The organism is Aquabacterium sp. (genome assembly GCF_034003525.1).
Classification (GTDB): Bacteria; Pseudomonadota; Gammaproteobacteria; order Burkholderiales; family Burkholderiaceae_C; genus Aquabacterium.
In genome coordinates, this window is record NZ_JAVEYN010000018.1 from 16613 (window position 1) to 30770 (window position 14158).

General features: G+C 64.7%; 15 protein-coding genes. 5 read left to right on the top strand and 10 right to left on the bottom strand.

All coding sequences use genetic code 11. From position 1 onward, the window contains the following. Positions 1 to 5: 5 nt before the first annotated feature. From fabF to RBT42_RS11425, 8 genes are all read right to left on the bottom strand, one after another. Positions 6 to 1250: a beta-ketoacyl-ACP synthase II gene (gene fabF / locus RBT42_RS11390; protein ID WP_320365165.1), complete on the bottom strand. Its 1245-nt coding sequence runs from the start codon at positions 1248 to 1250 to the stop codon at positions 6 to 8. 72 nt (positions 1251 to 1322) lie between these two features. After that, on the bottom strand, positions 1323 to 1562 hold the full coding sequence (acpP, locus tag RBT42_RS11395) for an acyl carrier protein (RefSeq protein ID WP_320365167.1): 240 nt from the start codon (positions 1560 to 1562) through the stop codon (positions 1323 to 1325). Between the two features lie 110 nt (positions 1563 to 1672). Beyond that, positions 1673 to 2419: a 3-oxoacyl-ACP reductase FabG gene (gene fabG, locus RBT42_RS11400; RefSeq protein WP_320365169.1), complete on the bottom strand. Its 747-nt coding sequence runs from the start codon at positions 2417 to 2419 to the stop codon at positions 1673 to 1675. Next, positions 2416 to 3354, bottom strand: a complete 939-nt coding sequence (fabD, locus tag RBT42_RS11405) for an ACP S-malonyltransferase (RefSeq protein ID WP_320365170.1) — start codon at positions 3352 to 3354, stop codon at positions 2416 to 2418. Before fabD ends, fabG begins: the two co-directional genes overlap by 4 nt. Positions 3355 to 3415: 61 nt before the next feature. Further along, positions 3416 to 4441, bottom strand: a complete 1026-nt coding sequence (locus RBT42_RS11410; protein ID WP_320365172.1) for a beta-ketoacyl-ACP synthase III — start codon at positions 4439 to 4441, stop codon at positions 3416 to 3418. A gap of 11 nt (positions 4442 to 4452) precedes the next feature. Then, positions 4453 to 5550, bottom strand: coding sequence for a phosphate acyltransferase PlsX (gene plsX / locus RBT42_RS11415; RefSeq protein ID WP_320365174.1), 1098 nt, complete (start codon positions 5548 to 5550; stop codon positions 4453 to 4455). A 112-nt stretch (positions 5551 to 5662) separates the two neighbouring features. Beyond that, positions 5663 to 5845 (bottom strand): 50S ribosomal protein L32, encoded by a 183-nt coding sequence (gene rpmF / locus RBT42_RS11420; protein ID WP_290728134.1) that lies wholly within the window; start codon positions 5843 to 5845, stop codon positions 5663 to 5665. A 194-nt stretch (positions 5846 to 6039) separates the two neighbouring features. After that, positions 6040 to 6651, bottom strand: coding sequence for a YceD family protein (locus RBT42_RS11425; protein WP_320365180.1), 612 nt, complete (start codon positions 6649 to 6651; stop codon positions 6040 to 6042). 36 nt (positions 6652 to 6687) lie between these two features. On the opposite strand from RBT42_RS11425, the gene RBT42_RS11430 reads away from it, so the two are divergent. The 4 genes from RBT42_RS11430 (at position 6688) to RBT42_RS11445 (ending at position 10708) form a co-directional block, all read left to right on the top strand. After that, the gene (locus RBT42_RS11430; RefSeq protein ID WP_320365182.1) at positions 6688 to 7353 is read left to right on the top strand and encodes a Maf family nucleotide pyrophosphatase; all 666 of its coding nucleotides are present in this window, start codon (positions 6688 to 6690) and stop codon (positions 7351 to 7353) included. Positions 7354 to 7406: 53 nt separating this feature from the next. After that, entirely contained in the window at positions 7407 to 8222 is an 816-nt protein-coding gene (locus RBT42_RS11435; protein WP_320365184.1) for an SAM-dependent methyltransferase, read from the top strand. A 119-nt stretch (positions 8223 to 8341) separates the two neighbouring features. After that, entirely contained in the window at positions 8342 to 8836 is a 495-nt protein-coding gene (locus tag RBT42_RS11440) for a DUF3429 domain-containing protein (protein ID WP_320365186.1), read from the top strand. A gap of 66 nt (positions 8837 to 8902) precedes the next feature. Next, positions 8903 to 10708 (top strand): peptidase M61, encoded by a 1806-nt coding sequence (locus RBT42_RS11445; RefSeq protein ID WP_320365188.1) that lies wholly within the window; start codon positions 8903 to 8905, stop codon positions 10706 to 10708. A 30-nt stretch (positions 10709 to 10738) separates the two neighbouring features. On the opposite strand, the gene RBT42_RS11450 is transcribed toward RBT42_RS11445, so the two are convergent. Next, a complete protein-coding gene (locus RBT42_RS11450) occupies positions 10739 to 11494 on the bottom strand; it encodes a DsbC family protein (protein WP_320365190.1) in 756 nt (251 codons plus the stop codon). A 40-nt stretch (positions 11495 to 11534) separates the two neighbouring features. Then, positions 11535 to 12695, bottom strand: coding sequence for an FAD-dependent monooxygenase (locus RBT42_RS11455; RefSeq protein WP_320365192.1), 1161 nt, complete (start codon positions 12693 to 12695; stop codon positions 11535 to 11537). Between the two features lie 253 nt (positions 12696 to 12948). Here RBT42_RS11455 and ychF point away from each other — a divergent pair, with 253 nt between their 5' ends. Next, positions 12949 to 14043, top strand: a complete 1095-nt coding sequence (ychF, locus tag RBT42_RS11460; protein WP_320365194.1) for a redox-regulated ATPase YchF — start codon at positions 12949 to 12951, stop codon at positions 14041 to 14043. Positions 14044 to 14158: the final 115 nt, after the last annotated feature.

Genomic DNA, 14158 nt, shown 5'->3' on the forward strand with positions numbered 1-14158 from the left:
CGGCATCAGGCGCGCTTGAAGACCAGCGAACCGTTGGTGCCGCCGAAGCCGAAGTTGTTCTTCAGCGCGGCATCAATCTTCATTTCACGCGCCACGTTGGCGCAGTAGTCCAGGTCGCACTCGGGATCCTGGTTGAAGATGTTCATCGTGGGCGGCGACACTTGGTTGTGGATCGCCAGCACGGTGAAGACCGATTCGATGCCACCCGCGCCACCCAGGAGGTGACCGGTCATGGACTTGGTCGAGTTGACCACCAGCTTCTTGGCATCGTCACCGAACGCGGCCTTGATGGCGTTGGTTTCGTTGACGTCACCCAGCGGCGTGGACGTGCCATGTGCGTTGAGATACTGCACCTGATCGGTGTTCAGACCCGCATTGCGCAGCGCGTTCAGCATGGAGCGGCGCGGGCCGTCCACGTCAGGAGCGGTCATGTGGTACGCGTCGCCGCTCATGCCGAAACCGGCCAGCTCGGCGTAAATCTTGGCCCCACGTGCCTTCGCGCTTTCGTACTCTTCGAGCACCATGACACCGGCGCCCTCGCCCAGCACAAAGCCGTCGCGGTCCTTGTCCCAGGGACGCGAAGCCGTCTTGGGATCGTCGTTGCGGGTAGACAAGGCACGGGCCGCGGCGAAGCCACCGACGCCCAGCGGCGACACGGTGGATTCGGCGCCACCGGCGACCATCACGTCCGCGTCGCCGCACTCGATCATGCGCGCGGCCAGGCCGATGGCGTGCAGACCCGTGGTGCAGGCCGTGACCACACCGATGTTGGGGCCCTTGAAACCGAACTGGATCGAGACATGACCCGAGATCATGTTGATGATCGAGGCAGGCACGAAGAAGGGAGAGATGCGACGCGGCCCGCGCTCCATGTAGTCCTTGTGCGTCTGCTCGATCATGGGCAGGCCGCCGATACCGGAGCCCACCATGACCCCGATGCGCTCTGCGACGTCAGGTGTCAGGGCCTCGCCCGTGGGCAGGCCCGCATCACGGACAGCCTGCATGGAGGCAGCCAGACCGTAATGGATGAAAGTGTCCATGTGGCGGGCTTCCTTACCGGGGATGTAGTCCTCGATGTTGAAGCCCTTGACCTCGCCTGCGAACTGGCAGGCTAACGCCGAGGCGTCGAACTTGGTGATGGTTTGAATGCCTGACTGGCCTGCAAGCAGGTTCGACCAGGAATCCTGAACGTTGTTGCCCACGGGGGTAACCAGGCCCAGGCCTGTGACGACGACGCGACGACGGGTCATGCTTGAGTAGGTAATAAAGGTTGGATTCGATGCGAACAAGGCCCCGAAGGGCCTTGGCATTGCTCAGAAGGCTTAGGCCTTGCTGTGAGCCTTGGCGTAGTCGATCGCCAGTTGGACGCTGGTGATCTTCTCAGCTTCCTCATCCGGGATCTCGATGCCGAACTCGTCTTCGAGGGCCATCACCTGTTCTTCGGTGTCCAGGGAATCAGCGCCCTGGTCGGCCACGAAAGCCTTCTCGGGGGTGACTTCCGACTCGGCCACACCGAGTTGTTCTGCAATGATTTTCTTGACGCGTGCTTCGATATCGCTCATGACTCCTCCAGGAGGTAGGTGCTAACAAACCAGGGATTTTACCGGCTCAACGTGTCGACACGTTGGCCGATGTGAAAAAGGAATTGAGATTCCCCAGAATCATCTCAAATTCAATTCATGAACATGCCGCCGTTGACGTGCATCTCCTGACCGGTCACATAACCGGCCTGGGGCGACGCCAGATAGGCCACGGCCTCGGCAATGTCTTCGGGCTGCCCCAAACGACCCAGCGGAATCTGGGTCTTGAGGGACGTGTGCTGCTCTTCCGACAGGGCCTTGGTCATGTCGGTGTCGATGAACCCGGGGGCCACGCAGTTGACGGTGATGTTGCGGCTGCCCAGCTCACGCGCCAGGGCGCGGGTCATGCCCGCCACGCCGGCCTTGGCCGCGGCATAGTTGGCCTGACCGGGGTTGCCACTGGCGCCCACCACCGAGGTGATGTTGACGATGCGGCCGTAGCGCTGCTTCATCATGGGGCGCATCACGGCACGGCTCATGCGGAACACCGCCTTGAGGTTGGTGTCGATGACGGCATCCCAGTCTTCGTCTTTCATGCGCATGGCCAGGGTGTCGCGGGTGATGCCCGCGTTGTTGACCAGGATGTGCAGGGCGCCATGCTCCTTGACGATGGCGTCCAGTGTGGCCTCGACGGCCGTCGCATCGGTGACATTCAGCACAACGCCTTTGGAGCCCTCATAGGCAGACAACCCCTCGGTGATGGCCTGGGCACCGCTTTCGGTGGTGGCCGTGCCGATGACTTTGACACCACGCTGGGCCAGAGCCACGGCGATGGCGCGGCCGATGCCGCGGCTGGCGCCCGTCACGAGGGCGATTTGTCCTTGGTAGTTGGTGCTCATGCCAGCAGACCCTTCGCTTCGGCCAGGGAGGCCGGATCAAAAATGGTGGTGGTGACCAGGTCACCGTCAATGCGCTTGACCATGCCAGCCAGCACCTTGCCCGGACCACACTCGATCACATGGGTCAGGCCACGGGCCTTGAGTGCCTGGATGGTTTCGACCCAGCGCACCGGACCGAAGGCCTGACGATACAGCGCATCGCGCAGCGCATCGGCATCCGACACCACGGCCACATCGATGTTGTTGACGACGCTGATGGCGGGCACGGCAAACGGGGTGGCGGCCAGCTTTTCCTTCAGGCGCTCGGCCGCGGGCTTCATCAGGCTCGAGTGGAACGGCGCCGACACCGGCAGCGACAGCGCGCGCTTGGCACCGGCGGCCTTCAACACTTCGCAGGCCTTCTCGACGGCGGCCTTGGTGCCCGCGATCACGGTCTGTTTGGGATCGTTGAAGTTGACGGCCTCGACCGGCTCGCCCACGGCGACTGCGGCTTCGGCACAGCCGGCCTTCACGGCCTCTGCGTCCAGGCCCAGGATGGCGGCCATGCCACCCACGCCGACAGGCACGGCCTCTTGCATGGCCTGCGCACGGAAGCGCACCAGTGGCAACGCATCCTTCAGTGTCAGGGCACCAGCGGCCACCAGGGCGCTGTACTCACCCAGGGAGTGGCCCGCCACCGCGGCCGGCACCAGGCCGGTCTCAGCTTGCCAGGCGCGCCAGCAGGCGACACCAGCGGTCAGCATGACCGGCTGGGTATTGGTGGTGAGGTCCAGGGTTTCCTTCGGGCCTTCGGCAATCAGTTTGCCGATGTCTTCGCCCAAGGCGTCAGACGCTTCAGCCAGGGTGTCACGCACGGCAGCGTGGCCTTCCCAGGCGTTAAGCATGCCCACAGCCTGGGAGCCCTGGCCGGGGAAAACGAATGCAAATGCGGTCATGTGTGCAAATATCCTTGTTTGGGATTCAACGGTAGCGGCACCCGCCGGTCAAGCCCGATGGTCAATAGTCCACCAGCACCGCGCCCCAGGTGAAGCCGCCCCCCACGCCTTCCAGCATGAGGGTCTGGCCGCGCTGGACCTGACCACTGCGCACCGCATGGTCAAGCGCCAGCGGGATGGAGGCCGCCGACGTGTTGCCGTGCTGGTCCACCGTCACCACCACCTTATCAGGAGAAAGTTTCAGCTTCTTGGCGGTGCCCTGCATGATGCGCAGGTTGGCCTGGTGCGGGATCAGCCAGTCGATGCACGAGGCATCGCGGCCGGCCTTGGCCAGCACCTCGTTGGCAGCCTTGTCGAGCACGCTCACCGCCAACTTGAACACAGCCTGGCCGTCCATCTTCAATGTGGGGTCGCCCAGGATGGAGCCACAGGCGATGGTGCCTGGCACGTTCAGGATGTGCGAGAACTGGCCGTCGGCATGCAAACACGTTGACACGATGCCCGGCTTGTCGGAGGCTTCCAGCACCACGGCACCCGCCCCGTCGCCAAACAGCACGCAGGTGGTGCGGTCCTTGAAATCGAGCAGGCGCGAGAACACCTCGGTGCCGATGACCAGCGCGCGACGTGCGGAGCCGCTGCGGATCAGCGAATCGGCCACCGTGAGGGCATAGATGAACCCGGAGCACACCGCCTGCACATCGAAGGCAGGGCAGCCCTGGATGCCCAGGTCACGCTGGATCAGGCAAGCCGTCGACGGGAAGACCATGTCCGGCGTCGAGGTGGCGCAAATGATCAGGTCGATGTCGGAGGCTTGCACGCCCGCTGCGTCAATAGCTTGACGCGCTGCTGCCAGGCCGAGATGACTGGACGAGACCGCCGGGTCGGCGAAGTGACGCGCCCGGATGCCGGTGCGCTCCACGATCCAGTCGTTCGAAGTTTCGATGCCGTCCTGCGCGAGGCGAGCCACCATGTCTTCATTGGTGACCCGGTTGGGGGGCAGGAAGCTGCCGGTGCCGGCAATGCGGGAGTAAGGTGCGCCCGCAGCTTGCGATGAGATGGTTTGTGTGTCCGTCTGTCTGAGTGACATTGGAAAAGGGATCAGGCCCCGCGCCCAGCACCTGCCCCATCACTCGGGGCAACCGCTGGTGGCAGGCTGTCGAGTGTGGCTGCAATCTGGTCGTGAACCCGCTCCAGCAGTCGATGACGGGCCGCATCATAAGCCCGATTTAACGCGACCTCAAAGGCCAGCTTGTCCGAAGATCCATGACTCTTGAACACCAGACCCCGCAAACCGAGCAGCGCGGCGCCACTGTAGCGACGGTGGTCGACACGCTTTTTGAAGCGATTTAGCACCGGCATCGCGATCAAAGCGATCACTTTAGAGCCCAATGTGCGCGTGAACTCCTGCTTGATGAAGGAGGCAAACATGCCCGCGAGACCCTCGGCGGTCTTCAAAGCGACGTTGCCCACAAAGCCGTCACAGACCACGATATCGGACGTGCCTTTGAAAATATCGTTGCCTTCGACGTTGCCGTGGAAGCGAATCAATCCCCGATCTGAGGCCTTGCGCAACAGTTCACCGGCTTCTTTGATGACCTCGCTGCCCTTGATCGCCTCTTCACCGATGTTCAGCAGGCCCACACTCGGACTCTCCTTGCCGTCCACGGCCGAGACCAGGGCGCTGCCCATCACGGCGAACTGCAGCAGGTGTTCGGCCGTGCAGTCGACATTGGCACCCAGATCAAGCACGGTGGTGAAGCCGTCGTTCTGGTTGGGCATGACGGTGGCGAGCGCGGGGCGGTCAATGCCCTCCACCGTTTTCAACACATAGCGCGCCACCGCCATCAAGGCACCGGTGTTGCCAGCAGAAACGCAGGCCTGCGCCGCAGCAGGCTGATCGGCCGAGGCCTTGACCTGGTTGATGGCCACGCGCATGGACGAGTCTTTCTTGCGACGCAGCGCCACCTCGACCGGATCGTCCATGGTGACCACTTCGGTGGCCGGCACGATGGTGGCGCGAGGCCAGTCTTTGGCCGGCGCCAACGCTTCAGGCAAGCCCACCAGCAACAACTCGGCCTCAGGATGCTTGTCCAGGAAGGCGCGGCAGGCAGGCAAGGTCACGGACGGACCGTGGTCACCGCCCATGCAGTCCACAGCAAGGCGAACATGAGACAGGGAGGAAGCGGATGCAGTCATGGGGAACGCGGACAAAAAGGGAGGCAGCAATAGAAAAAGGCTGGCAAGCCGATGATCGGTTTGTCCAGCCTTTTGCGGCTTGCGTCATGCCCGGACGTGCCGGGCAGACTGATCAGGCGTCAGCCTTGGTCTTCAGGACCTTGCGACCACGGTAGAAACCAGTGGCGCTGATGTGGTGACGCAGGTGGGTTTCACCGGTGGTGGCTTCAACGGCCGTGCCCGGGGTCACCAGTGCATTGTGCGAGCGGTGCATGCCACGCTTGGAGGGCGATTTCTTGTTTTGCTGAACGGCCATGATGGAACTCCGATAAACGGGCTTCAGGCAGCCCGTGGGTTGTCAGACCACACCGTCACCAGCTTCAAGAGGGTGAAAACCGCCTCTGGATACTGGCCGCCTTGCAGTCCGCAAGTGTTAAAAGAAAGTATTGATTTGATTCCGGCTATCCGGAAAGCTTGCAATTCTAGCACGAGACAGCTCGCGCAGACAAATTACTTGCCATCCTTTTTCAGGGCAGCCAGCACCGCAAAGGGATTCGGCCGCCCGGAAGCCGTGGTCACCGGGGCATCAGCTGCCTCTTCCACGGGGGCTGGCGGCGCACCGGGCACCGGGGTTTCGGCGTCATTGTGCATCAAGGTGCTCACGTCGGTGGGGCACACCTCGTGTCGCGGCACGATGGGCTGCGCCATGATGAGTTCGTCCTCCACCAATTCCAGCAGGTCGAACACACGAGACAGGGCCAGCACGTCCTCGTCGGACTCGGCATCGAGCGCGGCCGCCTCGGCCTCGTCTTTGGCAAAACGGATGCTGCGGCTGATGTGCACGGTTTCGGTGACAGGCTGCAGGCAGCGCTGGCATTCCCAGGCCAACTCGGCCTGCGCTTCCAGATCGAGCCACATCTGGGGCGGGCTCATGCGCTGGGGCACCAGGCGCCCTTGTACCGACCAGGTGACGTGCGGCAGGCTGGCCAGATCGAAGTCCGGGCACAGGCCCTCGGCCAGGCGCGGGAGTTCGGTCACGGGCAGATCGCCCGAGAGCGCCTCGCCCGACTCCAGGAAGGCTCCCATGTCCAGTTTGCGGGGAACAAAAGTACGTGCTTTCATGGCCGCCAGTGTAGAGGCTGCGAGGACAATGGCGGGATGCACAACGCGCCGTCCACCCCTTCACCCCACGCTGCCCCCCTTCTCTCACCCCGCCTGGTGTTGGGCTCGACCTCTCCGTATCGGCGCGAATTGCTGGTGCGCCTGGGTCTGCCTTTCGATGTGGCCTCGCCCGAGGTGGACGAGCGCCCGCTGCAGGACGAAGCGCCTTTGCAGACCGCGCTGCGACTGGCTACTTGGAAAGCCCGCGCGGTGGCGCAGCGCTGTGAGGACGATGCCGTGGTGATTGGCTCGGACCAGGTGGCAGACCTGAACGGTATGGTGCTGGGCAAGCCGGGCGACCATGCGCGGGCCAAGGCCCAGTTGCAGGCCATGCGCGGCCAGACGGTGCACTTTCACACGGCGGTGTGCGTGAAACGGGCGGCCACCGGGTTCGAGCAGACCCAGGTCAGCACGGTGTCGGTGCGCTTTCGTGCGCTCAGCGATGAGGCGATCGACACCTATTTGCGCCTGGAACAGCCCTACGATTGCGCGGGCAGCGCCAAGTGCGAGGGGTTGGGCATCGTCTTGCTGGAGCGCATCGACTCCGACGACCCGACCACCCTGGTGGGGCTGCCGCTGATTGTGACCACGGGCCTGTTGCAGGACGCCGGACTGGATGTGTTGGGCCAGTTAGGCCAAGCCGGCCTGCCGCCTCAGACCTGACGCACTGCCCTGACAGATATCTCTTCTTTTGTTGATTTGACGAACCCGCCGCCATGCCTGTGAACGACACGCCCGAAGCCCGCACCAAGGGACGCCTGCTGCTGATCCCCAACACCCTGGACCTGGGTTGCACCGGCGATGCCGAAGAGGGCTCGCTGCCCGACCTGCGCGAGGTGCTGCCGATGGGCGCCCTGCAGGCTGCAGCTGGCCTGCGTCACTGGGTGGCCGAGAACGCCAAGACCACCCGCGCCTTCTTGAAGCGGGTGGCCGAGGTAACACCGCTGGCAGCGCCGATTCAGGAGCAGGACATTCAGGTGCTGCCGCGCCCACCCAAGGGTGGGCAAAAGAAGCCGGGCTCGGGCAACGATCAGGCCATTCGCGCCCTGCTGGCGCCCGCCCTGGCGGGGCATGACGTGGGCCTGATGTCGGAGGCGGGCTTGCCCGCAGTGGCCGATCCGGGGTCGGCCCTGGTGTTGGCGGCGCACAAGGCGGGCATCGAGGTCGTGCCGTTTTCCGGCCCGAGCTCACTGGTGCTGGCCCTGGCCGCCAGCGGCCTGCATGGACAGAGCTTTGCATTTGTCGGCTACCTGCCGGTGGAGGCCAGCCAGCGGGTGCAGCGCATCCGTGATCTGGAGCAACTCTCGCGCAAGGCCCATCAGACCCAGCTGGTGATCGAGACACCCTACCGCAATGCGACCCTTTGGCAGGCCCTGGTGCAACACCTGCAGCTGGACACCTTGCTGAGCGTGAGCTGCGGCCTGACCCTGGCCGATGGCTGGAGCCGCACCGCCACGGTGGAGCAATGGCGTAAACACCCCCTGAATCTACCCGACAAGGTGCCTGCGGTGTTCAGCTGGCTGGCGTCATGAACGCGTCACACGTGGGCGGCCCGCGCACGATCGGCCCGTGAACGCGCAGGATTTGCGCTTCTTGCCACAATGATGGCCAGCATCATTTTTCTCACCGTTCTTTGACCCGTTTGACTGCCATGTCCTCCGCTTCCCCCCACCTGCCCGCACACCACCATGCCGAACCAGGCACCCTGGCACGGCGCCTCGGCCATCTGGGCCTGGTGCCCTTCGTCGCCGGCGCCTTGTTTGTCTGGCTGCTGGGCCCCCGCATGGACGACGAGCCCTTCTTTTTCGTGGTGCGCGGCCTGACGGCCTACGCCGCCCTGGTCGTCTCCTTCCTGGGCGGCCTGCACTGGGGGATGCTGATGTGGCAGTCAGGCTCGGCGGCCGACGAACCAGCCCTGCAACAGCGCGCACTGTGGGTGGGCATTGGCTATTCGCTGGCCGGCCTGATCGCTGTGCTGATGCCACCGCACGCCGGCCTGGCGCTGATCGGCTTCGTGCTGATCGCCTGTTATCTGATCGACCGCAAGCTCTACCCCGCCATGGGCACCGCTGGCTGGCTCACGATGCGCTTTCGCCTGACCTTGATCGCGAGCCTGTCGTGTTTCCTGGCGGCCGCCCAGATCTGAGCGATCTGCCCCCCTGCCACGCCTGACTCGACTTGACTCTGTTGCAGCCCTTCACCGCCCCCGCCCATGATTGACTACCGCATCGAAGTGGGCGACGCCCACACCCATCGTTTTCAGGTCACGATGCGCGTGTCGCGCCCGCAACCGGGTCAAACCTTGAGCCTGCCGGTGTGGATTCCGGGCAGCTACCTGGTGCGCGAGTTTGCGCGGCACCTGTCACCCATCACCGCCACGCAAGGCGGCAAGCCCGTGGCGGTGACGCCGCTGGACAAGTGCACCTGGCGCGTCGAGAACGAGGGCCGTGGTGCGCTGACGCTGCACTATGAGGTGTACGCCTTCGACACCTCGGTGCGAACAGCCTTTCTGGATGCCCGGCGCGGCTTTTTCAACGGCACCAGCGTGTTCCTCAAGGCCGAAGGGTTCGAGGACCAGCCACAGCGCGTGAAGATCACCGGCCTGCCCAAAGGCTGGCGTGTGGCGACCGCCCTGCCCGCCGTGAAGGTGAATGCCCTGGGCTGGGGCGAATATGAGGCGCCCGACTACGACGCACTGATCGACCACCCGGTGGAGTTGGGCACCTTCTGGCACGGCGAGTTCACGGTGCGTGGTGTGCGCCACGAGTTCGTGGTGGCCGGCGCGACCGACGACTTCGATGGCCGGCGCCTGCTGGACGACACCCGCCGCATCTGCGAGGCGCAGATCAGCTTCTGGCATGGGCGCCGCAAAGTGCCGTTTGACCACTATGTCTTCATGCTCAACGTGGTGGACGATGGCTACGGTGGGCTGGAGCACCGCCAGAGCACGGCACTGATCTGCGGGCGGCGCGACCTGCCCCGCACGGGCCGGCCGCTGAACAAGGACAGCTACACGACCTTGCTGGGGCTGATCAGCCACGAGTACTTCCACACCTGGAACGTGAAGCGGCTCAAGCCGGTCGAGTTTGCGCCCTATGACTACACCCAGGAGAACGTCACGCGCATGCTGTGGTTCTTCGAGGGCTTCACCTCGTATTACGACGACCAGTTCCTGCTGCGCACAGGCTTGATCGACGCCCCAACCTACCTGAAGCTGTTGAGCAAGACCGTCAACCAGGTGCTGTCCACCCCCGGGCGCCTGGCCTACAGCGTCGGGCAGGCCAGCTTTGACGCGTGGACACGCTACTACCGCCAGGACGAGAACACCGCCAACGCGACAGTGAGCTACTACACGAAGGGCTCGCTGGTGGCCCTGGCGCTGGACCTGACGCTGCGCCAACTGCCCGCCGCCACCGAAGACGGGCCCAGCCCGAGCCTGGATGGCGTGATGCTGCGCCTGTGGAAACTCGGGCGCGCGATCACCCAGGCGGATGTGGCCCAGGCCCTGGCCGACGAGGCGGGGCAGTTGCCGCCGGCAACGGTGTTCGCCGCACCGGCCGGCCTGGATGTGGCGGGGGCCTGGCGTGCCCTGCTGGACGCCTGGACCGAGGGCTGCGACGACCTGCCCTTGCCCGCTTTGCTGCGCACCCAGGGCGTGGACTGGCACACCCAGACAGGGAGCCTGCCTCAGCGCCTGGGTGCGCGCATTGGCGAGCGCAGCGGCGCACAACAGGTGCTTGCCGTGATGCATGGCAGCGTGGCCGAGCAGATGGGGCTGAGTGCCGGCGATGAGTTGCTGGCCCTGGGCGAGTGGCGCATCAAGCGTGCCGATGATCTGGCCCAGTGGCACGATGCCAGCCGCGCGCAACCGCTGCTGGTCAGCCGCGACCAGCGTGTGCTGACCCTGACCCTGCCGGTGCTGCCCACCACGGGCGGCGGCACCGTGGCCCTGACGGTGGCCAACACGCCGGCAGATACGCAGGCGCTCACGCGCCGCGCCGCCTGGTTGAAGGCCTGAATTCAGGCCTTCAGGGAGGCTTGAAACAGCTCAGCGGCCAGACTTGCCTGCCGCCCGTGCCAGGCGCTCTTCGATGGTGGCCAGTGGAGCCGCGGCAGCCAGACGGGTGCCGTCTTCAAAGAACATGGCGGGGGTGCCATTCACGCCCAGGCGCTGCGCCAATGCCAGGTTGCGTTGCAGCGGGGTGGCGCACTGACCAAACGCACGGGCCGGCGCCTTGTTCTCCAGCATCCAGTCCAGCCAGGCGCTCGTGCGGTCTTTCATGCACCAGATGTTCTCGGCCTTGGCGCGCGAGTCGGCACCCAGGATGGGGATCAGCAAGGTGTAGACGGTGATGTCCTTGACCTTCTGCAGTTCACGCTCCAGTTGTTTGCAGTAGCCGCAATTCGGGTCCGCGAAGACGACGAGGCGACGTTTGCCATTGCCGTTCTTCCACACGACCGCATCCTGGAAGGGGAAGTTGTTGAAGGTCACGCGGTTGATCTCTTCCAGGCGTTCGGCCGTGAGGTCGCGCTGGGTGCGGGTCTCCAGGATGTGGCCCTCGATGAGGTACTCGCCCGTGGCATCACTGTAGAACACCGTGTTGCCCACCTTCAGCTCGATCAGGCCGCTCATGGGTGTGCTGCGAGCCGACTCGATGGGGGGCAGCGAGGGCAGGCGTTGCGACAGCTTTTGCTGCAAGGCCTTGAGTTGCGCGGCCGGGACATCGCCAGCCTGAGCCTGGGCTGCACCCATGAGAGAGAAAGTCAGTGCAGCCAGTGTCAGGCCACGAATCACAGCATTCATCTTGTTCCTTTGTGAGAGATCGGAGCGGGTCGGCGGGCGCTCAGGCGTCCAGAGCACGGCCCACCAGCCAGTGTTTGACCGGGCCCAGGCGCTCAACCAGGGTCATGCCGGCGTTGCGCAGGTCCTTCAGGGGGGCGCGCTGGTCGGCAAAGAGGTGCAACAGGCCGTCAGTGAGGCCGGCCATGGCACGCGTGGGCGTTTCGCGGCGGCGCACATAGCGACGCAAGGTGCGCTCATCCCCCAGCGAACGCCAGGGCTCGCGGGCGCGGGCCTCGCGCAGGACGGTGACCAGCGTGTCCACATCGGCCAGGCCCAGGTTGAGGCCCTGCCCGGCCAAGGGGTGCACCTGATGGGCTGCGTCGCCCAGCAAGACCCAGCCCGGCCCCATCCAGCGATCAGCCTGCGCCAGTGCCAATGGCCAACCTGCCACCTCGGAGGCCACGCTCAGATGCCCGATTTGCTCTGCTGCTTCAGGAGCCGATTGCAGCACCGCGTCGTTGAGTTCCAACTCAAAATCGGCCGTGTTCAGAGACAGCAGGTGCTCGGCGCGCTCTTTCGGCACGGACCAGACCAGGCCATACGAGGCATCGGGGTCGGGCTGATTGAAAGGCAGCAGCGCGAGGATGTCGGGAGAGCGAAACCATTGACGGGCGACGCCGTTGTGGGGGCGCTCGGCCTTCAGGCGGGTGGCCACGCCCCAGTGCCCGTAGTCCCGGCGCGCGAACTCGACGCCCAGGTCGGCGCGGGTGCCCGAATGCTTGCCCTCGCAGATGGCCAGCAAGGCGGCCTTGACCGGCGCCTGCGCGCCTTGCAGCGGCGGCACGATCTCGACACGGGGCGCAAAGCGCAACGCCTCCCCCAGCAGACGCTCCAGGGCGGCCGCATCCACAATCCAGGCCAGCTCGGTCACCTGCTGCTGCCAGGCCGAGAAGGACAGCGCGCCGCCGCCATCCCCACAGATCTTCATCTCGAAAACGGGGGAGGAAAAAGCCTTGAGGGCGGGCCAGACACGCAGACGCTCCAGCAAGGTGATGGCGCGCGCGTTGAGGGCGTAGGTTCGCACATCGGCCTTTGCGGGGGAGGCGGCCTCGGGCGCGCGGGCCCAGGCCACACGCCAGCCCTCGGCGGACAAGGCCAGGGTCAGGCTCATGGCCACGGCGCCCGAACCACTCACACACACATCGAAACCGGTCGCACTCATGAGAACCATCCAGATTGAGGAGAAATACGGCGCCGCACGGGGCAGCGCCGTAAGCCCATTAATCTAAACTGAATTCGGCACGGGTGCACTTGAGGCAGCGCAGGACGCCAGGGGCCGCAGGTTAAAATGGCTGCTTCCCGATGCACTCCCCATCGGCAATGATCACCACCACGCTGATCCAGCGCGGGTCAGGTCAGCGCGTTCCGCCCCCGGGGCCCATGAATGCGCGGCGTCTGATTTCAAAGGAATTTCCATGAGTCTCAAGTGCGGCATCGTGGGCCTGCCCAACGTCGGCAAGTCCACCCTCTTCAATGCGTTGACCAAGGCCGGCATTGCCGCCGAGAATTATCCCTTTTGCACCATCGAGCCCAATGTGGGCGTGGTGGAAGTGCCCGATCCGCGTCTGGACAAGCTGGCCGAGATCGTCAAGCCTGAGCGCATCCTGCCGGCCATCGTCGAGTTTGTGGACATCGCCGGTCTGGTGGCGGGTGCCTCCAAGGGGGAAGGCCTGGGCAACCAGTTCCTCTCGCACATCCGCGAGACCGACGCCATCGTCAACGTGGTGCGCTGCTTTGAAGACGACAACGTGATCCACGTGGCCGGCAAGGTGGACCCGATCGCCGACATCGAGGTCATCCAGACCGAGCTGTGCCTGGCCGACCTGGGCACCGTGGAAAAGAGCCTGCATCGCTACAACAAGGCCGCCCGCTCGGGCAATGACAAGGAAGCGGCAGCCTTGGTGAAGGTGCTGGAGAAGTGCCAGGCCGCGCTGGACGAAGCCAAGCCGGTGCGTTCCATCGACTTCAGCAAGGAAGAGCTGGCCATCCTCAAGCCGCTGTGTCTGATCACGGCCAAGCCGGCCATGTTCGTGGGCAACGTCTCGGAGACCGGTTTCGAGAACAACCCACTGCTCGACCGTCTGCGTGAGTACGCGGCCGCGCAAAAGGGTGAAGTCGTGGCCATTTGCGCCAAGACCGAGGCCGAGCTGGCCGAAATGGACGACGAAGACCGCGCGATGTTCCTGGCTGAGATGGGCCAGGATGAACCGGGCCTGAACCGCCTGATCCGCGCCGCCTTCAAGCTGCTGGGCCTGCAGACCTACTTCACCGCAGGCGTCAAGGAAGTGCGCGCCTGGACCATCCACGTGGGCGACACGGCCCCTCAGGCCGCCGGCGTGATCCACACCGACTTCGAGAAGGGCTTCATCCGCGCCCAGACCATCGCGTTCGAGGACTTCATCCAGTTCAAGGGTGAAGCGGGCGCGAAGGATGCCGGCAAGATGCGCGCCGAAGGCAAGGAATACGTGGTCAAGGATGGCGACGTGTTGAACTTCTTGTTCAACGTCTGATGCCCACACAGGGCGGTGGCGCCACCGCCACCAGCCCACACCCGTCTGGCCGCCGTGGCCTGCGCGGTTCCTTTCCCCCAGCAGAGTCGTCAGCACGGTCTCATCAGAGCGGTCC